The organism is Ruegeria spongiae (genome assembly GCF_023502395.1).
GTDB classification, from domain to species: domain Bacteria; phylum Pseudomonadota; class Alphaproteobacteria; order Rhodobacterales; family Rhodobacteraceae; genus Ruegeria_C; species Ruegeria_C spongiae.
In genome coordinates this window covers 33,973-57,809 of sequence record NZ_JAMFMB010000003.1, presented here as the reverse complement: position 1 = coordinate 57,809, position 23,837 = coordinate 33,973, and the positions used below count along the sequence as shown (strand labels likewise).

Annotated in this window: 19 protein-coding genes; 8 read left to right on the top strand and 11 right to left on the bottom strand. The window is 61.9% G+C overall.

The window, feature by feature from the left end; translation table 11 throughout:
• The first annotated feature begins 107 nt into the window (after positions 1-107).
• Entirely contained in the window at positions 108-1,292 is a 1,185-nt protein-coding gene (locus tag M3P21_RS03465) for an MFS transporter (RefSeq protein WP_249706822.1), read from the top strand.
• A 435-nt stretch (positions 1,293-1,727) separates the two neighbouring features.
• Here the strand turns inward: M3P21_RS03465 and M3P21_RS03460 are convergent, their stop codons facing one another.
• The 4 genes from M3P21_RS03460 to M3P21_RS03445 all read right to left on the bottom strand — a co-directional run bounded on the left by M3P21_RS03460 (position 1,728) and on the right by M3P21_RS03445 (position 6,058).
• Positions 1,728-2,516 (bottom strand): FAD binding domain-containing protein, encoded by a 789-nt coding sequence (locus M3P21_RS03460; RefSeq protein ID WP_249706820.1) that lies wholly within the window; start codon positions 2,514-2,516, stop codon positions 1,728-1,730.
• A 96-nt stretch (positions 2,517-2,612) separates the two neighbouring features.
• The gene (locus tag M3P21_RS03455; protein WP_249706819.1) at positions 2,613-4,982 is read right to left on the bottom strand and encodes a xanthine dehydrogenase family protein molybdopterin-binding subunit; all 2,370 of its coding nucleotides are present in this window, start codon (positions 4,980-4,982) and stop codon (positions 2,613-2,615) included.
• 24 nt (positions 4,983-5,006) lie between these two features.
• The gene (locus tag M3P21_RS03450; RefSeq protein WP_249706818.1) at positions 5,007-5,492 is read right to left on the bottom strand and encodes a (2Fe-2S)-binding protein; all 486 of its coding nucleotides are present in this window, start codon (positions 5,490-5,492) and stop codon (positions 5,007-5,009) included.
• Positions 5,493-5,506: 14 nt separating this feature from the next.
• A complete protein-coding gene (locus M3P21_RS03445; RefSeq protein ID WP_249706817.1) occupies positions 5,507-6,058 on the bottom strand; it encodes an SRPBCC family protein in 552 nt (183 codons plus the stop codon).
• Between the two features lie 215 nt (positions 6,059-6,273).
• Here M3P21_RS03445 and M3P21_RS03440 point away from each other — a divergent pair, with 215 nt between their 5' ends.
• The 5 genes from M3P21_RS03440 to M3P21_RS03420 are packed head-to-tail and all read left to right on the top strand — an operon-like array spanning position 6,274 to position 12,204.
• Positions 6,274-6,957 carry a response regulator gene (locus M3P21_RS03440; RefSeq protein ID WP_249706816.1) on the top strand — a complete coding sequence of 228 codons (684 nt, stop codon included), beginning with the start codon at positions 6,274-6,276 and terminating at the stop codon, positions 6,955-6,957.
• Positions 6,958-6,996: 39 nt separating this feature from the next.
• Positions 6,997-8,166 carry an FIST N-terminal domain-containing protein gene (locus M3P21_RS03435; protein ID WP_249706815.1) on the top strand — a complete coding sequence of 390 codons (1,170 nt, stop codon included), beginning with the start codon at positions 6,997-6,999 and terminating at the stop codon, positions 8,164-8,166.
• 3 nt (positions 8,167-8,169) lie between these two features.
• Complete coding sequence (locus tag M3P21_RS03430; protein ID WP_249706814.1) at positions 8,170-10,368, top strand: PAS-domain containing protein; 2,199 nt, start codon at positions 8,170-8,172, stop codon at positions 10,366-10,368.
• A gap of 36 nt (positions 10,369-10,404) precedes the next feature.
• On the top strand, positions 10,405-11,316 hold the full coding sequence (locus tag M3P21_RS03425; RefSeq protein ID WP_249706813.1) for a nucleoside hydrolase: 912 nt from the start codon (positions 10,405-10,407) through the stop codon (positions 11,314-11,316).
• 9 nt (positions 11,317-11,325) lie between these two features.
• Positions 11,326-12,204, top strand: coding sequence for a ribokinase (locus M3P21_RS03420; protein WP_249706811.1), 879 nt, complete (start codon positions 11,326-11,328; stop codon positions 12,202-12,204).
• A gap of 59 nt (positions 12,205-12,263) precedes the next feature.
• Here M3P21_RS03420 and M3P21_RS03415 read toward each other — a convergent pair whose 3' ends face one another.
• From M3P21_RS03415 to M3P21_RS03400, 4 genes are all read right to left on the bottom strand, one after another.
• Positions 12,264-12,695 (bottom strand): SDR family oxidoreductase, encoded by a 432-nt coding sequence (locus M3P21_RS03415; RefSeq protein WP_249706809.1) that lies wholly within the window; start codon positions 12,693-12,695, stop codon positions 12,264-12,266.
• A 110-nt stretch (positions 12,696-12,805) separates the two neighbouring features.
• Entirely contained in the window at positions 12,806-14,206 is a 1,401-nt protein-coding gene (locus M3P21_RS03410; protein WP_249706807.1) for a TRAP transporter large permease, read from the bottom strand.
• A gap of 12 nt (positions 14,207-14,218) precedes the next feature.
• Entirely contained in the window at positions 14,219-14,851 is a 633-nt protein-coding gene (locus M3P21_RS03405; protein ID WP_249706805.1) for a TRAP transporter small permease subunit, read from the bottom strand.
• Between the two features lie 75 nt (positions 14,852-14,926).
• Complete coding sequence (locus M3P21_RS03400) at positions 14,927-15,940, bottom strand: C4-dicarboxylate TRAP transporter substrate-binding protein (RefSeq protein WP_249706803.1); 1,014 nt, start codon at positions 15,938-15,940, stop codon at positions 14,927-14,929.
• A gap of 174 nt (positions 15,941-16,114) precedes the next feature.
• Between M3P21_RS03400 and M3P21_RS03395 the strand changes: the two genes are divergently transcribed.
• Positions 16,115-18,130, top strand: coding sequence for a heparinase II/III domain-containing protein (locus M3P21_RS03395; RefSeq protein WP_249706801.1), 2,016 nt, complete (start codon positions 16,115-16,117; stop codon positions 18,128-18,130).
• A 26-nt stretch (positions 18,131-18,156) separates the two neighbouring features.
• Here M3P21_RS03395 and M3P21_RS03390 read toward each other — a convergent pair whose 3' ends face one another.
• Positions 18,157-19,338, bottom strand: coding sequence for a phytanoyl-CoA dioxygenase family protein (locus M3P21_RS03390; protein ID WP_249706800.1), 1,182 nt, complete (start codon positions 19,336-19,338; stop codon positions 18,157-18,159).
• Between the two features lie 80 nt (positions 19,339-19,418).
• Between M3P21_RS03390 and M3P21_RS03385 the strand changes: the two genes are divergently transcribed.
• The gene (locus M3P21_RS03385; RefSeq protein ID WP_249706798.1) at positions 19,419-20,453 is read left to right on the top strand and encodes a LacI family DNA-binding transcriptional regulator; all 1,035 of its coding nucleotides are present in this window, start codon (positions 19,419-19,421) and stop codon (positions 20,451-20,453) included.
• A gap of 207 nt (positions 20,454-20,660) precedes the next feature.
• Here M3P21_RS03385 and M3P21_RS03380 read toward each other — a convergent pair whose 3' ends face one another.
• Both M3P21_RS03380 and M3P21_RS03375 read right to left on the bottom strand, forming a co-directional pair.
• Positions 20,661-22,001, bottom strand: a complete 1,341-nt coding sequence (locus M3P21_RS03380) for a sigma-54-dependent transcriptional regulator (protein ID WP_249706796.1) — start codon at positions 21,999-22,001, stop codon at positions 20,661-20,663.
• A complete protein-coding gene (locus M3P21_RS03375) occupies positions 21,998-23,728 on the bottom strand; it encodes a sensor histidine kinase (RefSeq protein ID WP_249706793.1) in 1,731 nt (576 codons plus the stop codon). The genes M3P21_RS03380 and M3P21_RS03375 overlap by 4 nt, the downstream gene beginning before the upstream one ends.
• Positions 23,729-23,837 lie beyond the last annotated feature (109 nt).

Below are 23,837 nucleotides of genomic sequence, written 5' to 3'. Positions count from 1 at the left end.
GTTGCCGTTCCGTGCCCTGATGCCAACTGGTGCCGATGCGAGGCTTGTTCTATGCGATCACACATGCGATGCCACTGGCATAGAATTTCACTTTTTGGTTGAGTGTCATGTTCAGGACATTTCCCGCCGCGCTGCTGCCTTTCTTGCTGCTTCTTTTCGTGGGAACTGTCTGCAGCGCAATGATCGTGCCGTATATGGGGTTCTTTATCGTCAACGGGCTTGGGCACGAGCCCTGGACGATCAGCATCTATGCCGGGCTGGTGTCCTGCCTGGCGATTCTGGTGAACCGCAATTTCGCCGTGCGGCTGGATGGTGGGGCCAATGCCTTTCCGCTGATCGGTATCGCCGCGACCGCTTTTCTGATCGCCAATCTTGTGCTGTCGATCGCGCCTGTCTTCTGGGTGGTGCTGAGCGTTGGTGTGCTGGGCTTCGGGATCAGCACCAGTACAGTTTCGACCTTGTTCAGCCTTGGTGGAAGCATGGCCGAACGGCATGGGATCGCCCGCAGCCGGTTCAACGCCTACATGCGGGCGACCACCTCGACCGCGTGGATGATCGGCCCGGCGGTATCCTTTCTGGTTGCCGATCAACTGGGCGCGACGGCGGTGTTCAAGCTAAGCGCGATCCTGTCGCTGCTCTGGCTGGCGCTGTGGTGGCGGGCCGTGCCGCATGACATGCGCCTTGAGACCAAAGACGATCAATCATCCAAGCAAGGGCAGGGCGGTCTTAACACCGGGCTGTGGCTGGCGGCGGCGTTTGTGTTTTGCCTGTCGACGGCACATTCACTGACCTTCTCGGCACTGCCGCTCTATTACGTGCAAGAAGTAGGCCTGCCCGGCTATGCGCCGGGCACCGCCTTCAGCGTGAAGACCTTTGTCGAGGTGTTCGCGATCTTTTCGACGCCCTACCTGATCGCGCGATTCGGATTGCGGAGATCACTGTTGGCAGTGACGCTGCTGGCGATCGTTACCATTCAGGTACTGGCCTCGGTGGAAAGCTATCCGCAGATGCTGGCCGGTGCGGCGATGGAGGGGTTCTATTATGGGCTGTATGCCAGCCTTGGGATCAGCTTTGTCCAGTCCTTTGCTCCGAACCGGCCCGCGCGGGCAACCGCACTCTATTGGAACACGCTGATGGTGACCGGGATCCTGGCGGGTCCGGCCGCAGGTCTGATCGCCCAGGCCTATGATTTCCGAACCGTGATTCTGGTGGCCTCGGGCGTGGCTTGTGTGGCGGCGATCGTGTTGGTGCTGGGCAGCCTGTCGCAGAACCGGCGCCCGTCACACTCGTGATCGCGTCAGTCAGAGTATCGCAAAGCCGGGTGCAGAAAAATGGAAACCGAAACGGGGACAACCCGTTTCGGTACACCACGCCTTTGGGAGAGCGTCAAAATCAAACACCGCATCGCGGCCTATAATCGTTTCTGTCGCGCATGTTCATCACCGGGTCACTCACTGATCGAAAATCGATCTCCGGAGGCGCGGCCTGTCGGAAATACCAGGCCAACGCAGAAAATTATCGTGCGCTTCGGTTGAATAGTTTCGGTCAATTGCCCCCAAACTACAGCGGCGAATATCTTACCGCATGACCTCATTGAGCCACAATTTTGTGAGCAGTTCTGTAATCCAGGCCACATAAGGCAAAAAAATTTTACCGAACCCACGCGCAACTGCACCGAAATGAAAAAGACCCCACATGAATGGGGTCTTTTAAGGTTTCTGCCGGGTTCAACCCGCCGCGTCCACCGCGCGTCTCGTCATGACACCGACCAGATGCGCCCGGTATTCCTGCGACCCATGCAGGTCGCTGATCATGTTCAGATGGTTGATCCGCAGATCCATCAGCGCATCGGCGCGGAATTCCTTGCTCAGCGCCTCTTCGGCCTCGGTCCAGCGGAACACGCCGTTATTGGACGCTCCGGTGACCGCCACACGGACACCGCCGGGGAATTTCGCCACAAACACGCCGGTCAGGGCAAAGCGCGAGGCAGGCTGCAGGAACTTCTGATAGCTTGCGGCTTCGGGCACCGGGAAACTGACCGAGGTGACGATCTCATCCTCGTCCAGCGCGGTTTCGAACATGCCCTGGAAATAGTCGTCCGCCGCGATATTGCGCTTGTTGGTCGAGATAGACGCGCCCGATCCCAGCGCCGCCGACGGGTAGCAGGCCGCCGGGTCATTGTTGGCCAGCGACCCGCCAATCGTGCCGCGATTGCGCACCGCCGGATCGCCGATCTGGCCCGCGAGCGCCGCCAGCGCCGGATAGGCCGAGGCCGCCTCGGACGCCACCTGCGCATGGGTGGTGGCCCCACCCACGGTGACGGTACCGTCCCCAGCGGAAATGCCCACCATACCTTCAACACCGGTCAGGCTGACCAGCGTTTCCGGCGAGGCCAGCCGCTGTTTCATCGTCGGCAGCAGGGTCTGCCCGCCACCAAGCGCCTGCGCGCCCTCACCCTGCAAGGCGGCCGCGGCTTCTTCGACCGTCGAGGGTTTTACAAACTCAAAGTTGTACATCTTGTCTTACCTTCCCAAAGAGCGTCGATCCGCCCTTCATCTGGCTATAAATATCCCGAGGGGTGTGGGGGGCTGGCCCCCACGTTCCTCCCGGTCTCACCCATGCATCGCTTTCCAGACGCGCGCCGGAGACACGGGCATGTCGATATGCTCCACCTTGTGTCCGGCCCGGTGCAGCGCATCGATCACCGCATTCACCACCGCAGGCGGCGATCCGATGGCCCCGGCCTCGCCGCAGCCCTTCACGCCCAGCGGGTTGTGGGTACACGGCGTCTGGCAGGAATGGTCGACGTTCATCATCGGCATGTCGTCAGCGCGTGGCATCGTGTAGTCCATGAAAGACCCGCTCAGCAGCTGGCCGTTCTCGTCATAAATGCATGCCTCCATCAGCGCCTGACCGATGCCCTGGGCCAGGCCGCCATGGACCTGACCTTCGACGATCATCGGGTTGATGACATTGCCGAAATCATCAGCCGCAGTGAAGTTCAGCATGTCGATCACCCCGGTTTCGGGGTCCACTTCCAACTCGCAGATATAGGCGCCCGACGGGTAGGTGAAGTTGGCTGGATCGTAGAAGGCGCTTTCCTCCAACCCCGGTTCGATATCCTCCAGCGGGTAGTTATGCGGCACATAGGCCGCCAAAGTGACATCGCCCCAGGCCACCGACTTGTCGGTGCCCGCGACGCTGAAGGCACCGTCCTTCAGCTCGATATCCGCCTCCGAGGCTTCCATCAGGTGGGCCGCGATCTTTTTGGCCTTGTTGATGATCTTCTCGGTCGCGCGCACCATGGCCGAGCCCCCCACCGCGATAGAGCGGGACCCGTAAGTGCCCATGCCCATCGGCACTTTGGAGGTGTCGCCATGCACGATATCGATCTGGCTGGCATCCACACCAATCATCTCGGACACGACCTGTGCAAAGGTGGTCTCGTGGCCCTGGCCGTGGCTATGCGATCCGGTGAAGACACTGATCGAGCCGGTGGCGTTCACCCGCACGGTCGCGGATTCATAAAGCCCGGCGCGGGCGCCCAATTGGCCCACAAGGTTCGACGGCGCGATGCCGCAGGCCTCGATATAATGGGCCACGCCGATACCGCGCAGCTTGCCGCGCGCTTCGCTTTCGGCGCGGCGTGCTTCGAACCCGGCATAGTCGGCAACCTCAAGCGCCTTGTCCATCGTCGCGTCATAGTTTCCGGTGTCATAGGTGACGGCCACAGGCGTGTCGTAGGGGAACTGATCGGGCTGAATAAAGTTCTTGCGCCGCAACTCGACCGGGTCCATGCCCAGCTCGCGCGCGGCCTTGTCGATCACGCGTTCCAATTGGAAGGTCGCCTCGGGGCGGCCCGCGCCGCGATAGGCGTCCACCGGCACTGTGTTGGTGAAGACCGCCTTCACATTCACATAAATCAGCGGCGTGATGTAGTTGCCCGCCATAAGCGTGCCGTGCAGCCAGGTGGGTACGGATGGTGCAAAGGTGCTCAGGTAAGCGCCCATGTTGGCATAGGTATCGGTGCGAACTGCGGTGAACTTGTGGTTTTCGTCCATCGCCAGTTCAATCTTGGTCACGTGATCGCGGCCATGGGCGTCCGAGATGAAGGCCTCGGACCGGCTCGACGTCCATTTGACCGGACGGTTCAGCACCTTGGCGGCATAGGTCACAAACGCTTCTTCGGCGTAGTGATAGATCTTGGCACCGAAACCGCCGCCCACATCGGGGGCTACCACCCGCAGCTTGTGCTCGGGGATGGACAGCACAAACGCGCCCATCAGCAGGCGGATCACATGCGGGTTCTGGCTGGTGGTGTAGAGTGTATGCTCATCGCCTGCGCGATTATAGTCGCCAACGGCCACGCGGGGTTCCATCGGGTTGGCAACGACGCGGTTGTTGACCAATTCCAGCGTGGTGACATGGGCTGCGGATTTGATCGCCTCATCCACCGCTTCGCGGTTCTCTTCGACAAAACCCCAGTCATAGCAAAGGTTCGAGGTCAGATCGTCATGGACCTTGGTTGCGCCCTCGGCCACGGCGGCTTTCATGTCGATGACCGCCTCAAGCTCGTCGATATCGATCTCGACCGCCTCGGCGGCGTCGCGGGCCTGTTCCAGCGTCTCGGCCACAACCACGGCAATCGGGTCGCCAACATGGCGCACCTTGCCCTCGGCGAGGATCGGGTGTTTGGGTTCCTGCATGGGCTGGCCATGCCGGTCGGTCACCTCCCAGCCGCAGGGAATTCCCCCGGCTTCCGCGAAATCGGCAGAGGTGAACACCTTGAGTACACCCTCCATCGCTTCGGCGGCGGAAGCGTCGATGCTGTTGATCGTGCCATGGGCCACATCCGAGCGGATGAACCAGGCATAGGTCTGGCCGTTGATGTTGATGTCGTCGGTATAGTTACCGGTTCCGGTCAGAAACCGGATGTCTTCGCGCCGCTTTGGGCTGGCGCCGATGCCACTGTCTTTAGGCATGTAAATTCTCCTCCCTGGTTCGGGTTATTCGGCGGCCACGGCGGGCACGTCCTGACCGCTGGCGGCCAGAATGGCGCGGACGATGTTGTGATAGCCGGTGCAGCGGCAGATATTACCCTCCAGATAATGACGGATTTCCGCCTCGCTGGGTTTGGGGTTGTCCTTGAGCAGCGCCGCCGCGCTCATCACCATGCCCGGCGTACAGAAGCCGCATTGCAGACCGTGATAATCCTGAAAGGCCTGCTGGAGCGAGTTGAGCGTGCCATCCGCGTCAGCCTGTCCTTCGATCGTGTCGACCTGCGCGCCGTCAGCCTCGAGCGCGAACATGGTGCAGCTTTTGACGGCTTTGCCGTCCACATGCACCACGCAGGCGCCGCATTGGCTGGTGTCGCAGCCCACATGGGTTCCGGTCAGCCCCAGCTCTTCGCGCAGGAACGACGCCAGCAATGTGCGCCCCTCCGCTTCGCCGGACCTGGGTTTCCCGTTGATCGTCATGGTCACCTTGGTCATATGACCTTTCCTCCCTATTTGTCTTTCTTGCTGCCCAGAACACGCCCGAGCCAGCCCTTTTTCTTTGCTTCCCCATCGCCATCTTGGGATGATTCATCGCGTTCGGCTACAGTTTCTTCGACCGGCCCTTCGACAGACTGCTGAAACCTTTCGAAAAACTGGTCGGCCATCTTCTTTGCAAAGCCGTCGATGATGCGGCTGCCAAGCTGCGCCAGCTTGCCGCCGACCTTGGCTTCGACATCATATTCCAGACGCGTCGCGCCATTGTCACCATCGCTGAGTTTCACCTTGGCACCACCCTTGGCAAAGCCTGCAGCACCGCCCTTGCCCTCGCCGGTCAGTGTCAGGCTTTCGCCATCGACCACATCCGAGATGGTCACCGCGCCCTTGAACGTCGCCTTCACCGGGCCGACCTTCTGCACGACGACGGCCTCGAACCCCTCGGCGGCGGACCCGGTCATTTCCTGGCATCCCGGTACACAACCCTTGAGGGTTTCGGCAGAAAGCAGGTTGGCCCAGACCTCGGGGCGGGGAGCGGCGATTTCGCGGCTGTCGCTCAGTTGCATGCTGTAATCTCCAAATTGTGGTTCGAACCTATGCGCAAGGGACAGGCTGGCATATTCGACCAAAGGCGCAGTTGCGCATTCCGGCCGCGCCCGTCAAAGGGCACACCGCCCCGGTTTCCTCACATCTCTGCATTGAAGCCACGACCTTTCGGCACGTAGGATGCGATATGGCATCTTGCGGGCATAAGACACGCCCGCGCAACCGAAAGAAATCCATGAGCAGTTTGACGGCACCTCCGGCCCCCGAATTCAACTCTGCCCTGATCGTGGATGACCACCCGCTCTTCTGCGATGCCCTGTCGATGACGCTCAAGGCGTCGATCGGGATCAGCGAGGTGTGGACGGCAGCCGATCTGGACAGTGCCGTGCAGATTGTGACACAGAACGGCACGCCCGATGTGATCGTGCTGGACCTGAACCTGCCGGATGTGAACGGGCTCGAGGGGTTGGTGCGGCTGAAGAACATGGTCAAGGTGCCGGTGATCGTGGTGTCCTCAATGGATGATGACCGGGTCATCAGCGCGGCCATTCATGCGGGCGCGTCAGGGTTTGTACCCAAGCACAGCCAGCGCGAAGTGTTCCAGGCCGCCTTCCGGGTGTTGCATGACGGGCAGCGCTTTCTACCGCCGGGCCATGTGCTGCTGGACCGAGAAGAGGCTGGGCCGGATGATGCGATCTCGCGCCTGGCCTCGCTGACCAAGCAGCAGGCGCGCATCCTGCAACTGATCTGCGAGGGCAAGCTGAACAAGCAGATCGCCTATGACCTGTCGATCGCGGAAACCACGGTCAAGGCGCATGTCACTGCGATCATGCGCAAGCTGGGGGTCCAGAGCCGGACCCAGGCAGTGCTGATCGCCAAGAGCACCAGTTTCGCCAACACCTTGCAAGACAGCGTCTAGGCCGCGTACGATCCGCCCACAAAATGGGGAGGAGACCCGATGAGCCAGGCCCTCGGTCTTGCGCGGGCGCTGGCGAGCGCCCCGGAAATCGTGCGCTCAGCCTTTGCAGATGCCAGTGATCCCGATGCGGTTGAGCACCTCGCGCGCGATCTTCTGCCTGCGGATCTGGAGCTTGTGATCCTGTTCGCCTCACCCACCGCCGATCTACCGCTGGTGACGGCGCAGGCGCAGCACTTGCTGGCCCCGGCCCACGTAGTTGGATGCACTACCGCTGGTGAGCTGTCCGGACAGGGGTATTCCGATGGCGGGATCGTCGCCATTGGCCTGCCGCGCGGCAATTTCTGCACCCGGGTTCTGCAGATTGACGATCTGGACAGTTATGACAGTCAGGGTCTGATCGATCAGATCATCCGTCACCGAAACGAGATGGCGCGCGAAACGCCCGACTGGCCTTTCGAATTCACCTTCATGATGATCGACGGGCTGTCAATCAAGGAAGACGCGCTGACCGCCGATCTGGCCCCCGGGCTTGGACCGGTTCCACTCTTTGGCGGCTCGTCCGGGGACGGCACCGATTTCGGGCAGGCTTATGTCCTGTATGACGGGGTTGTGCGGTCGAATGCGGCGGTGCTGGTTCAGGTGCGCACGAATTGCCCGATCCGGGTGTTCAATACCGACCACCTGCTGCCGACCGAGCAGCGCATGGTGGTGACAGGCGCCGATCCGGCGCGACGGATCGTGCATGAGATCAACGCCGAACCCGCCGCGCGCGAATATGCCCGCCTGCTGGGCAAGGACCCGGAACAACTCGACACGTTCACCTTTGCGGCGCATCCGGTCGTGGTCCGGTTGGGTGGACAGCATCACGTACGTTCGATCCAGCAGGTTGCCGAAAACGGCGATCTGGTTTTCTTTTCAGCCATCGACGAAGGGGTTGTATTGACCTTGGCCGATCCGCGCGACATGGGCGAGCATCTGCAATCCGAGCTGGACGCGCTGACCGCAGAGGGTCCGCCCGACATCATTCTGGCCTGCGACTGCCTGTTGCGAAAGCTTGAGGCGCAACAGAAGCAGAAAACTGGCCAGCTGTCGCGGATATTGGCAGAAAACCGGGTCGTGGGGTTCAGTACCTATGGTGAACAGATCAACTCGATGCATGTGAACCAGACCTTGACCGGCGTTGCGATCTATCCGCCCAAGGGGGCGTAACCCATGCCGCATGCCTTGATCGACCCACGAGATTCGCTGGCCCGGCAGAACGAGAAACTGCTCAGGATCACCGAAACCCTGATGCGCCGGGTTGAACAGGACACCGACGCTTCGGGTTTGGCCTATACCCAGTTCCAGCGCGCCGTGATGCTGGAGGAAGAGGTCCGCTCGCGCACGCAGGACCTGGAACGTGCGCTGGATCTGCTCAACGAATCGAATGCCAGGCTGGCCATCGCCAACCGCGAGACCGAAGCCGCCCGATCCAACCTCGCTAACGCGATCGAGACGGTGCAGGAGGGGTTCGCGCTGTTCAATGCTGCGGACGAACTGGTCATGTGCAACAGCCGGTTCGGCATGCATATGCCCGACATCCGCGATCAGTTGAAACCCGGGCTGGGTTTTGCGGATTATGTGCAGGTGGTCAGCCAGAGTGTGTTTCTGTCGCTTCCGGATGGCGAGACGCCGCAAGCCTGGGCACAGCGGCGGATGCGGCATCATCAGGACAACTCGGTCATCTTCAACGCGCGAATGACCGGCAAGCGCTGGGTTCAGGTCAGCGAACACCGCACGACCGATGGCGGTACCGTGATCCTGCAGACCGATGTGACCGACATCATGCGGTTGGAACGCCGCGAACGTGAGCGCATGCTCGATGATCAGGCGCGGCTGATCCGGGCGACGTTGGAACATCTCGAACAGGGGGTCTGCATCTTCGATACGCAGGGCAGGTTGGTTGGCTGGAACCGCCGGGCGGGCGCATTGCTGTCGATCCCGGTGGGCCAGTTTCAAATCGGTAACCGATTCTCGACGATCTTCAAGCGGTTGCGCGGCGATTACAGCTTTTCCGACCATGCCTCGCCCCGGCTGGTGCTGGACTGGGCCGGTCACAAGGGCAGGCGGGAGCCGCTTTCGTTCGAAATCCAGGGCCGTGGCAGTCGGGTGCTGACCGTTTTCATGCAGCAGATGCCCGATGGCGGTTTCGTGATCAGCTTTACCGATGTCACCTCGGAACGGCAGGCGATCCGGGCGGTGATCGAGGCCAAGGAAACGCTGGAGCAACGTGTTCTGGACCGCACATTGGACCTTGAGGATGCACTGAGCGAAGCAGAACGGGCCAACGCCTCGAAATCGCGCTTTGTCGCGGCGGCCTCGCATGATCTGCTGCAGCCTTTGTCGGCGGCCAAGCTCTATCTGGCGTCACTTGAACAGGAGCTTGCCGGGGGCCCGCCCGGCGAGATGGCCTCCAAGGCGACCAAAGCGCTGCAAAGCGTCGAGACCATTCTGGGCGCGCTGCTTGATATCTCGAAACTGGATTCGGGGCAGGCCAGCGTGCATGTGCTTCCGGTCTCGCTGGGTCTGATGCTGAACCAGCTGCGCGACGAGTGGCGACCGATGGCCGATGCCAAAGGGTTGGATTTCAGGGTCCTGGCCACCGGAGTTCAGGTTGCAAGCGACACCACCTATCTGCAGCGAATCCTGCAGAACCTCATATCGAACGCGATCCGCTACACTGATAATGGCCGCGTGCTGGTCGGTGTGCGGCATCTGGGAAAGGCAGTACGGGTTGAGGTCTGGGACACCGGACCTGGTATTGAAGAAGAGGAACAGGACCGGATCTTTGGCGAGTTTCAGCGCCTCAACGCCAGCGCAAGCGCCGCCGACGGTATGGGTCTGGGGCTGGCCATCGTTGAACGGGCCTGTGCCTTGCTGGGGCATCCGCTAGGATTGTCGTCACAGCCCGGTGGGGGCACCGTGTTCTGGGTCGAATTGCCCAGGGCGGGGCGGGTTGCCGCGCCCGAACCCGGAGTGGCCGCGCCAGCGCAGGACGGGCAGATCGGCCATCTGATCGTGCTGCTGATCGAAAATGACGCGGAACTGCGCAATGCGCTGACCGTGACGATGGAACAATGGGGCCTCGATGTGCTGGCCTGTTGCAGCGAAGACGAGGCTTTCGCCCTGCTGGGCGAGATCGGCGTCGCACCCGATGTGGTGGTTGCGGACATGCAACTGGATGACAGGCGGTCGGGTTCTGACGCAATCACGGCGCTCCGCAACCGCTTTGGCCCGCTGCCGGCCTGTCTGGTCTCTGCTGATCGCGACATCGCGCTGCGGGACACGGCAGAGCGCCTGGGTGCGTTGCTGTTGCACAAGCCATTTGATCCGGGCGCGCTAAAGGCGTATCTGGCAGGTCTTCCCGGGTAAGTACTGACGCGATCCGGGCCGCGAGCGGAGGCAGCGATGAAGATCATCATAGACACCGATCCGGGCGTGGATGACGCCATGGCGATCTTTTACGCCCATGCCGCGCCAGATATCGAACTGGTGGGGCTGACCTCGGTATTCGGTAATGTCTGGGTCGAACAGGCCACCCGCAACGCCAATTACCTGGTCGACTTTCTGGGCGCGGACTGTCCGGTGGCGCAGGGCGCCGCCGCTCCCTACGAGATGACCGGGTTCAAGCCTTCGGCGCATGTGCACGGACCCGAAGGGTTCGGGGACCATATCGACATCGCCACAACGCGCGCTCCAATCGACGAAAGCGCTGCGGAATTTCTGGTGCGCATGGCGCGGGAAAATCCCGGCGAACTGACCGTCTGCGCGGTGTCTCCGCTGACCAACATCGCTGATGCAGTGCGGCTTGATCCCAAATTTGCCGCAAATGTCGGGCGCATTGTCATCATGGGCGGGGCGGTGGACGTGCCCGGCAATATCCGCGGCCATGCCGAGGCCAACATCTTTCACGACCCCCATGCCGCTGCCGAGGTATTTGCCTCCGGCGCCAAGATCACGCTGGTTGGTCTGGATGTGACCATGCAGACGCTCTGTCTGCGCGAGGATTTCGTGACGCTTGCCCAAGCCGCGCCCAAGGCCGGAGGGTTCCTGCTGAAGATCAGTGAATTCTACCGTAATTTCTACGAAACCGTCGTTGGTGAGACCGGCTGCGCCATGCATGATGCCACGGCGGTGATCGCGGCCACGCATATGGGGCTGTTCACGACCGAACGCAGCGGTCTGACCGTCGACCTGACCGAAGCGGCCTCGGGCCAGACAATCCGCGACCCGTCAAACCCGCCGGTCGACATCTGCCTCGGCATCGATGCCGAGGCAGTCAAGGCGCGGTTCTTCGATGTTGTCGCCACGCTGGAATAGGGGTGACCGGTGACCATCTACAATCTCGGCTCAATTAATATCGACCACCTCTATCTGGTCGATCACCTGCCCACCCCGGGAGAGACCCTGTCGGCGCGCGACTATATCGTGAACATGGGCGGCAAGGGGCTGAACATGACCGTCGCCGCGCTGCGCGCGGGTGGTGACATCCGACATGTCGGCGCGGTCGGGCAGGGCGACGCGCAGGTGCGCGCGATGCTGGATGATCTGGGCGTCAAAGGCGAACTGATTGCCGAGGTTGAGGCCAGCACTGGTCATGCGATCGTCTATGTGGATGCGGCATCCGAAAACAGCATCGTGATTCATGGCGGTGCCAATCACAGCTTTACCGAAGAGATGGTGCGTGCCGCCCTTGCCGGGGTGCTGCCGGGCGACTGGCTGCTGTTGCAGAACGAAACCAATGCCAATGATCTGGGGCTGAAGATTGCCCGCGAAAAGGGCATGAAGGTTGCGCTGGTGGCCGCGCCTTTTGATGGCGATACCCTGCCGGACCTGATCCGGCAGGTGGATCTGGTGTCGATGAACGAGACCGAAACCGCCCAGTTCGAGGCCGCCATAGGCGGGTCATACCGCGATCTAACCGCGCCCGATTTCCTGATCACCTATGGCAGCAAAGGGGCCGTTCACTGGTCGCAGGGCCAAGAGATCTCGGTCCCGGCCTTCCGGATTGATCCAGTGGATACCACCGGGGCAGGGGACACGTTTTTTGGCATGTTTCTGGCGCGCTACGCTGCCGGAGAACCGGTCGCGCAGGCCATGCGCTTCGCCAGCGCGGGCGCGGCGCTCAAGGTGCAGAAAACCGGTGCCGCAGCGTCCATTCCTTTCCATGGTGAGGTCACGGCATTTCTGAGATCAATGGCCGATTAAGACGCTCCAGATTTCCGCCCGACGAACGGATCACACCATCAAATTGCCTGATCCGATACCTAGCGACCAGGGTTCATGTTTCTTTTGATCACGCCTGAACGCATGAACGCGCCGTCAATCGGCATCACAACGCCGTTCACGTAAGCCGCCGCTTCGCTGAGCAGGAAGGCTGCAACTTCAGCAACTTCCTCCGGCGTGCCATAGCGGTTGGCCGCGATCCCGGCGCAGTGCGCCATGCCGTTTATTCGCCCGGTGAGCGCTGATGCAAAGGTGAACATCCAGCTGACATCTTCAGGGTCGGATATGTCGGCTCTTATTGCGACTGCCTTGCTGCCGGAAGCTGTAATAGCGGCAGCCGCGTCGCGCGCGCCTGCTTCGTTCTGGTCCGCAACGGCAACAACCGCACCGGCTGAGGCACACTTGCGCGCAATGGCATGGCCAATCCCGCTGACGCCGCCGGTGACCAGAATGCATCTACCGTCAAAACCCAAAACGAACCCTCCATCGCAATTGTCTCAGCCTGTCGGCGTGGGGGTGCGACCGCTGCGCGGATACCGTCACCCGCCGATCCGTTTGCGCCAAATCGGATGGCCGCGACTGTTCAGACCTGACTGGGCAGCCACAGCACGATTGCCGGGAAAGACACCAGCAGCGCGATGGTGATTGCGTCGGCGATGAAGAAGGGTGTCACGCCCTTGAACACGTCCTGCACGCTCAGGTCGTCGCGCACGCCCGCCACCACAAAGCAGTTGAGCCCGATGGGCGGGGTGATCAGGCAGAACTCGGCCATTTTCACCACCAGTATCCCGAACCAGATCGCGCACATCGGCCCGCTCATGCCAAAGGTGCTGTCCGCCGCTGACACAGCCTCGCCGCCGTTCAGCGCCATCACCGCCGGATAGACCACGGGCAGGGTCAAGAGCAGCATGCCGATGGCGTCCATGAACATGCCCAGCACCGCATAGGCCAGCAGGATGCAGACCAGGATCAGCATTGGAGACATGGTCAGCGAGGTGATCCAGTCGGAGAACGCACCCGGCAGATCGGCAAAACCCAGGAAGCGCACATAAATCAGCACGCCCCAGATGATTGTGAAGATCATCACGCTGAGCTTGGCGGTTTCCAGCAGCGCGTCCTTCAACTCGGCCCACCGCATACCGCGATAGAGCGCCATCAGGAACACCACGAAAGCCCCGATAGCACCGCCCTCGGTGGGGGTTCCCCAGGCATCGCCGCCAAAGGGGTTGTAGACAAAGAAGATGATGGTCACGACAACAAAGAGGATGGGCAGCGCCGGGGGCAGCGACACAAACCGCTCGCGCCAGGTAAAGCCCGAGACCGGCGGGCCAAAGCCCTTGATCATCAGCGCCATGGTGATGATCAGCAGCCCGTAGATCAGCGCTGAAAACGCGCCGGGGATGAAGCCCGCCAGCAGCAGTTTGCCCACATCCTGCTCGACAATGATTGCGTAGATCACCAAGATGGCCGAGGGCGGGATCAGCGAGGCGAGCGTGCCGCCTGCGGCCACCACACCGGCTGCAAAGCGTTTGTCATAGCCGATCTTCAGCATCTCTGGGATGGCAATGCGGGCAAAGACCGCCGAGGTCGCGACCGAGGCACCGGACACGGCGGCAAAGCCCGCGGTGGCAAAGACCGTGGAGACGGCCAGCCCGCCCGGCACCCAGGCCAGCCAGCGCTTGGCGGCCTCAAACAGCGCCTTGGTCAGGCCGGCGTAATAGGCGAGATATCCGATCAGGATGAAGGTGGGGATCAGCGACAGCGCCTGGGACGAGATCTTGGAATGCGGGACCTGACCTGCGGTCTTGACCGCAACGGTGACCGCTTTGCCAAAGCGCTCGGGATCATAGCCGAACTTGGCCCAGAAGATCCAGATCAGGCCAATGAGCCCGGCAAGCCCGGCGGCAAAGGCCACCCGCATTCCCAGCACGACCAGCACCAGCATACCGCCTGAAACGATCAGACCAATTTCAATCGGTTCCATGGCCTGCTACCCCTATTCTTCGTGGGCCGAGACATGCTCGGCCTCCATCGCGGCCTGCGTCGCGGCATCGGCGATCAGTGGCACCGCCACTGGTCTCGCATCATTGTCTCGGAACGCCTTGCCATAAGCGATAAGTTGCAACACCAGCCGCAGGCAGAGCACGCCGAACGCAACCGGCGCCAGCAGCTTGGCGGGCCAGATCGGCAGAGCGATATCCATCGAGCTGTCGCGGCTCCACAGCGGCGCACCGAAATCGAAGCTGCGGTCGAAATGCGCCCAGCTGCCCCAGACCAGCAGCGCCATCAGGATCAGGATCGCAAACGTGGTGATGAACTCGACCAGATACAGCGTGCGTCCGCGCAGCTTGCCGACGATCATGTCCATGCGAATATGGCCGCCATCGCGCTGGGTGTAAGAGATTCCCATGAACGCGATCAGCGGCATCGCCTGTTCGATCCAGTCCACATAGCCCGGCAGCGGCTGGTTGAACAGGTTGCGTCCACCGACCGAGACGACGGCAAGCAGCATCAGCGAAAACACCGCCAGACCGCTGAGCAGGGCCAGCACCCCCTCAAGGCGGTACAGGCGTTGGTCCAACCGGCTGAGCAGACTGTCATCGGAAAGCACCAGAGATGAACCGGCCATGACGGACGCTCCTTCCATGTGAAGTGTTGGCTGGGCACAGCCCCGCGCCCCGCTGAGGGGCGCGGGGTGTCGGGCTTAGCTGTTGCCCTCGGCAATCATGCCGGTCACGAGGTCATAAAGCTCCTGCGCGGGCAGGCCGCGAGCCTTGTTTTCCTCGATCCAGGCCGCGGCGGCAGGTGCAGCGGCGGCCGCTTTGAAAGCTTCGATATCCCCGTCCGAGAAGGTCACCTGCGTTATCCCGCGTTCGTCCAGCGCCGGACCCCAGGCGTTCATGGTGTTGTTGTTGTAGTTGTCCACGTAATGGGCCAGCGATTCCTCGACCGAGCCCAGCAGTGCGGCGCGATGTTCCTCCGACAGGTCGTTCAGCGCATCGGTATTGACCACCACCGGGCAGTTTACCGTGCCGGGGTTCAGGTTCGAGGTCCACCAGGCGCCATTTTCGATGGTGCCAAAGGACATATGCGCATGGGGGGCAAAGGCCACCGCCTTGACCACACCGCTATCCATCGCCTGACGCACTTCGGTGGCGGACATTGATGTCGGCACCGCGCCCACGGTTTCCATCGCCTTGCCGATACCGCCGGTAGCCCGCACGTTGAGACCCTCGAAATCCGCCAGCGAGGCAGGGGCGTCGCCAACACCGACCAGATTGTATTGCGGCAGCGGCGAAGGCATCAGCAGCGTTGCGTTCCAGCGCGCCAGATCCTCGACCGTGGCGGGATGCTGATAGACCGCCATCGACAGCTCGATCTCCTGCTCCAACGAATTCACACCCAGAAAGGGCAGTTCCAGCACGGTGATCGAGGGGTTCTTGTCGCGGTGATATCCGGCACAGAACTGCGCCATCTCGAAGGCGCCGATCTCGATCCCGTCGAGGTTTTCCTTGTTCTTGGACAGCCCGCCATAGCTGATGTTCAGCGTGAACGCGCCACCGGTCTTTTCATTGACCAGTTCGGCCAGTTTTTCCACATGTTCAGTAAAGGCGCGCCGCTTGCCCCAGAGCGAGACATTCCACTCAGTGGCCAGCGCTTCGCCTGCAAAGGCAAGGGTTAGGGCGGCAACAGCCGTCCCGGTGAGATAATTGCGCATGATGGTTCCTCCCAGAAGCGCTCGAATGCGATGACGGGAAGCATCGCCTGTGTGTTCCGGCTTGGCAATGAAGGAATCCGCGCGTGCCCCGCGCCGATCCCTGCGGATATCCGCAGGAGCATTGACGGGGTGTTCTCCGCCGGTATTTTTGACGCTCAAAGCAAGGAAACCCCGATGTCCCGCACCTGTTTGATCGCTTTCCTGGTCGTGATACATGTGCTGTCGTTTTCAGGGGCGGCCTCGCGTCCAGAAGCCCAGACCGCGTCTCAGCGCTCGACGCCCGAAAATGGCGTCATGGTTCCTCAGATCATACTCACCGATGACGTGCTGGCGCGGCTGAAGGCGCTGCGTCAGACCGATCCCGCGATTGCGCAGGATCACGAGGTTCTGATTGCAGCAGCGCGGGCCTATCTGAAAGAGCCGACGATCGCCGAAGCGTTCCGCACCGACTACAAGGGCGATCCAAGCGCACTGCACGGGCTGAGCGAGAAGGCGGTCGAACGTCTGACGACGATCGCCATGGCCTGGCGTGTGACTGGCGAGGCGCGCTATGCCGCACGCGGCAGGCAGGAATTGCTGGGGCTTGCACAGATAGACAGCTGGTACCCCGCGCATTTTCTGGGCCTGACTCGGATCACGCTGGCGGTGGCGCTGGGATATAGCTGGCTGAGCGACGCGCTTGAGGTGCAGGATCATGAGATCATCCGCACAGCACTCGTCGACAAGGCGCTGAAGCCGGGTATCGCCATCTATGACAAGGATCGGCAGTATTTCGATACCGGCTGGATTCGGCCGCATGACTGGCTGCCGCCGGTCAAGGTGCCGGACACGTTGCCCGACGGGACCGCAACGGCGGATATCACCTGGCCGGTCGCCTCGTTCAACTGGAACATCGTGTGCAACACCGGGTTGATCGTCGCGGCATTGGCGGTCTCGGGGGCCGAGCCGGACCTGGCTGCGCAGGTGATCGAAAGCGCGCAGCTGTCGCTGCGAAACGGGCTGGCGCTGTTTGCGCCTGACGGTGCATGGCCCGAAGGCCCCATGTATGGGGCCCTGTCGGCGCGCGACACCGCAATTCTCGTCACCGCGCTGGACAGCGTTTATGGCCATGATTTCGACCTGTCCGAGGCTGCTGGCCTGCCGGGTTTCGGCGACTACCTGATGCATATGACCGGCCCCACCGGCCTGCTGTTCAACTATGGCGACAGTGACACCGCCACCGATCCGGTGGTGTTGCCATGGCTGTCGCACCGGTTCGGACGGCCCGATTATGACTGGAGCAAGACTGGCGCGCCGGGCTCATCCCATCCCGCGCTCAACCTGCTCTGGCGGTATGGCGCGGGTGTCAGCCCGCAAGTTCGCGAACCAAAAGCGTTGTGGTTCGGGGGCCGCGGTCTGGTCGCCATGCGCTCGGCTTGGAATGATGCTGACGCCACCTATGTGGGGTTCAAGGCCGGGCCGTTGCAAAGCCATCACAACAACCTCGATGCGGGCACCTTTGTGATTGATGCCAAAGGCGTCCGGTGGGCTGTTGATCTGGGGTTGGGGAATTACGATCTGCCGGGCTACTTCACATCAAAGCGGTTCGACTATTACCGGACCGCGACCATTGGCCAGAACACGTTGGCCTTTGACGGGGCCAATCAGCAGGTAACGGGTCGCGCCTTTGTCGAGGATTTTGCGCAGGTCCCGGGCTTCACCTTCGCCATTGCTGATCTGTCCGACCCTTATGGGGCGCAATCAGGCTCGGTCCGGCGCGGCGTGGCGTTGATAAACGATGCGGCGGTGCTGATACAGGATGAGATCACCGGCGAGGTTGCCGGTGCCGTGACATGGACCATGCATACCGAAGCTGAGCTCGGCCTGGACGGCGCGCAGGCGGTGCTGAAGCAGGGGGGGCAAGAGATGACGGCGCTCATCCTGTCGCCCGCCGGGGCGCGCTTTGAGCAGCGCTCGGCCAATCCCTGCGACACGGCATATGACGCCGATTGCGATGCGCAGAATCCCAATGTCGGACTTCAGCGGCTGATGATCGCGGTGGATGCCCAGCCCCAGGCCTCGCGCCGCATCGCTGTACTGCTTATGAGCGATCCGGTGCGCGCCGAACTCGATGAGCCACAGCTGAGGCCGCTTGATGAGTGGCGGCTGTTGGCGACTCTCGCCAACCCCACACTGCAGGGCGATGAGTGAGAAGGCCGGATGCCTGATCCTGCCCGCTAGGCCAATCGCATGGCGTTGGTGTGATCAAGATGCCTACCGAAATCCTCATTGCTCATTCCTTCGGACAGGGCGCGCGCGAAAAAGGCCGCCTGGGTTTCGGGGGCAAGCCCGTTTGTCGGCGGATCCCGGTCAAGATTTGTCGGGAAGGAATAGCCCTCCGCCGTTGCGGCAATCGCGGCAGACAAGTCCGCCGGATGCAATCGGCCCTCTGCCCGGGCCTTGGCGGCGTGCGGATAGAGCAGCTTGCACATCTTGTCCCGGTCGATCGTTTCCATCGCGCGACCGAATGCAGACGAAACCTGTAAAAGGTTGGCAAAGCGGTGAATGTCCTGGCTGGTATTCGCCCCAGCAGCATGAAACAGGGCGGGGTTGAAGAATGCGGTGTCTCCCTTGGCCAGGGGCAACTGCACATGGCGCTCTTCAAACAAGGCCCTGAAATCATCCCTGCGCCATGCTGCGTAACCCGGACGATAGGCTTGCGAGAAGGGCAGCAGTTTCGTCGGGCCACTTTCCAGCGGCATGTCGCAATGCGCAACGGCCCCCTGCAACGTCAAAATCGGCGAAACATCGTGGACATGCGCCGGATAGGACGCGCTGACATCGGCAGTTTGGAACCCCAGATGATAGTCACGATGGGCCTGCTGGGCCGCACCGCCGGGATGGACGAGGTTCACTTGTGCCGTCATCTGATAATTCGGCCCCAGCCATGCCTCGCAGACGGCAGCGATGGAAGAGTTGGCAAAGTAGTTCAAGAAGACCTCGGGCGAGGCTTCGCACAGCTTCTGCAGGGAGTTCCAGATTCGGTCGTTGGCGCCTGACGCCGCGAAATGATCGCCACCGCCGCCGCTGCGCTGCTTTTCATCGGCGATGATCTGTTCATAGATGCTTGTTGCGTCATCCAGCACCGCCGTGTCGGCATAAGTCCCTTTGAGCGCAACCACCCCGGCCCCTTTGCGCAGGACATGCGCCCACTCTGCCATGATCATCCGGCGGGCGGCCTCATCTTCGAGAGACGGGCGCAGCGCTTTCATGTCATAGACGGGTATGTTCTTTTCGACGGCTGCGGCATGCGGCACCTGATCTGGGCGGGTGGTCCGGTCAATAAGAGCGGTAAATTCCCGCAGGTCACAGGCATCGGGATCGTAGTAGGCAGCGGTGGTCGCGGCGAGGTCTGTCATGGAAGCTTCTCCTCTTTCGGGACCATTATCGTGGCAACGGGGATTGTGTTGGGTTTCAAAACACATCAAAAACACATCAAATGACTCATCGCTTTCCAATAAAGGAAATTGCCCGGCAAGCCGCGTTGGGGACAGCCACGGTTGACCGGGTCCTCAACAACAGGGCAAATGTCAGCCCTCAAACCCGGTTGCGTGTGGCCTCCGCGATTGAAGAACTGGCGGCGCAAGAGGTCCAGCTGGCCACCCGGGGCAGGCGTCTGTTCTTCGACTTCGTCGTCGAGGCGCCTGCGCGTTTCAGCCGCGAAGTGAAGGCGGCTGCCGAAGCGATCCTGCCGCAGATCGGTAGGGCGGTCTGCCGCCCGCGATTTCTGTTTCAGGAGATCATGGATGAAGACGTGGTTGTCGCGACGCTAATGCGCATCTTGAAACGCGGCAGCCACGGCGTGTGCCTCAAGGCGCGGGACACCCCAAGAATCAGGGAAGCCGTGAACTCGTTGGCCGTCGCCAAGATCCCGGTTGTGACGCTCGTGACCGACATTGGTGACACTGATCGCCTGACCTATGTGGGGCTGGACAACAAAGGGGCCGGGCGCACCGCCGCCTATCTTGTGGCCAGGTCGATCGGTGATGTCGCCGGGACGGTTCTGGCCACCCGCAGCCATGAGCGTTTTCTGGGAGAGGAAGAGCGCGAGACCGCCTTCGTTGAAGCACTGACGCGTCGTTGTCCGAAGCTGCGGGTCATGGGGGTCCACGGCGGCAGTGGTGTCAGTTTTGAAACGTCCAGAATCCTGACGGGCGCAATTGGTGGCATCCTCGATTTACGCGCCGTCTATTCGATGGGGGGTGGCAATCGATCGATCCTGGAAACACTTCGGCACAATGGGATCAGGCCCGATGTTTTTGTGGCCCATGATCTTGACCAGGAAAATCGGGACCTGATCGCGGATCAGCGGCTGGATTTCATTCTGCACCACGACTTGCCCTTGGATCTGAAAAACGCCTTCGACGCCTTTCTGGCATTTCACAAACTTGCCTCGGAACCGGTGCAAAGACGTATCACCGCCATTCAGGTGGTAACCCCGGAAAATATCCCAGCACCAATTCGGGCAATTTAGAACCGCGCATTCACCCAAAGGAGCGGTGTTTGCGATCAGACCAGCCTAAGTCTGACATGTCCGCCGCACCTATGTGGGTTCGCACCGGCAACCAGAATGGAAGGAGGTCGTATAGATCAATACGGGCCACCCATATCCGAGGGTGGCCGAGCCATAGTCCTGTGCCCAGGTGTCGGGTCAAGACATGTCAGCCTGCGCCCAGCCAATCTACAGCAGTGCCTCTTTGTCGAGCCCCAGCTTCACGATCTTTTCGTTCAGCGTGCGCCGCCCGATGCCGAGCGCCTCGGCGGCGGCGTCCATGCGGCCCTGATGGGTCCGGATCGCCTTGCCGATCAACTCGCGTTCAAAGGCGGCGACCGCTTCGCGCAGGGTGTCGGGCACCTCTTCGGCCTGCACCGCGCTTTGCAGCGCCTGCGCGACCGAGCCGCCCCCACGCCGCGCCGCCAGCACCCGGCGTTCCGCAACATTGCGCAATTCACGCACATTACCGGGCCAGTCATGGGCCATCAGTGCCGCGAGATCGTCGGCGCTCAGTTCAGGTGCGGCGATCTCGTAGGTTTGGGCGTAGTGATCCAGAAAATGCGTCATCAGCATGGTCAGGTCCCCGCGACGGTTGCGCAGCGGCGGCAGCGACAGCACCACAGTGTTCAGCCGGAACAGCAGGTCCTGGCGCAGCCGGCTTTCTGAGACAGCCAGGCTTACATCCTCGTTGGTGGCCGAGATCACGCGGAACCTGACAGGCACCGGGGCAGTGGCGCCCACCGGCAGCACCTGCTTGTCTTCGATCACCCGCAGCAGTTTGGCCTGCACCGGTGACGGGCAGGAACAGACCTCGTCCAGAAACAGGGTGCCTTCCGCCGCCGCACGCAGCCTGCCGCCGGATTCGCCCGCAACGCCAAACATCTCGACCTCGAACCGGTCAGGGGTGAGCGCCGCGCAGTTCAGCGCCACGAAAGGGCTGTCGGGTGAGGTACCCAGATCATGCAGCGCGCGGGCGGCAAGTTCCTTGCCGGTGCCGGTTTCACCCTCGATCAGGACCGCCGCATCGGTGTCAGCCAGATCGAGAATGTCGCGGCGCAATGCCATCACGTCATCGCTCTGACCCAGCAGGATTCGGTCCAGACCCGACAATCTGTAAAGCCGGTCGGCCAGCCGTCGATTGCGCTGCTTCATACGGTTCCGTTCAGCGGCGTTGCGCAGGATGGTCAGCAGACGGCGTGGCTCATACGGCTTTTCGACAAAACTGTAGGCGCCGTTGTGAATCGCCCCGACCGCCATCGGAATGTCACCATGCGCCGAGATCAGCACAACGGGCGGACCATTGCCGGTATCAAGGCTGGCCAGCAGATCCAGCCCGGACATGCCCGGCATCCGCACATCCGACAGGATCACGTCGGGCCGCGCATTCACCAGATGCGCAGCCACCCGTTCGGCGCGTGACACCGCTTCGGCCTGCCAGCCCGCGGCCTTGATCAGTTCGACCAGCGACTGGCGCATGGACCGGTCGTCATCGACAATCAGAATGTTGAACGCAGGTTTGTCCGTCATGCCGCCCCGCTTTGCTCTGCTTCGACCTTGGGAAAACTCACCCGGAACACTGCGCCCACCGTGCGGGCGTTCCGGGCGGTCATCACGCCGCCATGATCCTTGACGATACTGGCCGAGATCGCCAGCCCCAGCCCCATGCCGCGCCCGCTTTCCCGTGTGGTCACGAAAGGTTCCTGCAGTTCGGCCAGCGTGGCAGCACCCAGACCGTGGCCATTGTCGCGGATCTCGAACCAGTTTTCGCTGTCCGAGGCACCCAGACGGACCGAGACCGTCGGCGTCTCGACCTCTTCTACAGCATCGAGCGCATTGCGCAGCAGGTTGGTCATAACCTGCTCGACCCGCAGCTTGCTGCCGCGCAGTGTGACCGGAGCCTCAGACAAGCTGATTTGCAGGGTTGCGCCGATCTCTGCCACGTTGGGCGCAACCAGCGCCAAAGCCGCCTCCATTGCCTCGCGCAGGTCGAAATTCGCGAACTCCTCGACATCCGAGCGCGCAAAAAACTTGAGCTGCCGCGTGATGCCTTCCATCCGTTCGACCAGCGCACCGATCTTGGAGGTGAGGCCGGTGCCCTCGCGCGCGGCAATCTCGGCGGCAGCCAGGTGGTTGCGCATGGCGGCAATGGGCTGGCCGAGCTCATGGGTGACCGACGCCGCCAACTGACCCAGCGCCGCCAGACGGCTGGCGCGTTCCAACTCGTTCTGGGTACGCTGCAGCTGGTGCTCGGCGGTGCGGCGCTCGGTTATCTCGACAGCCAGCCGTTCATTGGCCTGACGCAGCTGCGCCTCTTCCTCTTCCGAGCGTTTCAGCGCCGCACCCATGCGGCGGGCACGCTGGACCTGCAACAGGATGAACCCCAGCCCGGCCAGCAGCACGACCGAGACGGAAACAAGCCATGCGCGGTCCACCGCCCGATCATCGCTGGTAAAGTAATGCAGCTCCCAACCATGCGGCAGGTCGGCCGAGGTCAGATGCAACCGCTCGACCCCGGTCAGACGGGCGCGCTGATCGGGCAGGCCGGACCAGTCGAGAACCGCCAGCTTCTGGCCGGGGAACTGCCGCGCCGCCTCGATGCGGGCGCGCTGGTCGGCGCTCAGCGCTTGCAGCACGTGGTAGCGCCAACCCGGGTCCGAGGCCAGCAGGATGACACCATCTTCATTGGCCAGAAACACCTGCTCGCCCGCGTTGCGCCAACTGTCTTCGAGTTGAGAGAAATCGATCTTGATTGCGATCACGCCATCCACCTGACCGGCTGCGTTGCGTACAGCGTCGGCGATGAAATAGCCCGGCAGGCCGGTGGTGGTGCCGATCGCATAAAACCGCCCCTGCCGCCCTTCCAGCGCCTGCCGAAAATAGGGGCGGAACGCATAGCTCTGTCCGACAAAGCTTGTGGGCGCGCGAAAGTTCGAGGCTGCGATGGTCAGTCCTTCGGCGCCCATCAGATAGATTGCATCCAGTCCCGCCTGATCGGCAAACCCTTCCAGCCGCTGGTTCAGAGCCCCGGTTGATGCTCCGGCGGCAGTGTCGACCACATAGGTATCGCGGGCCAGCACGTGGGTCAGATGCGAGAACCGCTCAAGCTCGGCGGTGACCGAACTGCGGTAGAGCGACAGTCGCCCCTTGGCGCGCGACAGCTCTTCTGCGTGGAAATAGCGGTAGGACAGGTGAAACACACCAACAGCGGCAAGCAGGGTGGCAAGGATGAAGAGGAAGGCGGATAGGCGGCGCATATGCGGGTGCTTGGCGAGATTCCGGCAGGAACGCAAGAAGCGGCTGGCCTGTCGGTGACGAGCGGAATGGCCAAGCGGCGGAGCATCGCCGACCTAAGGTTTGCGCCGG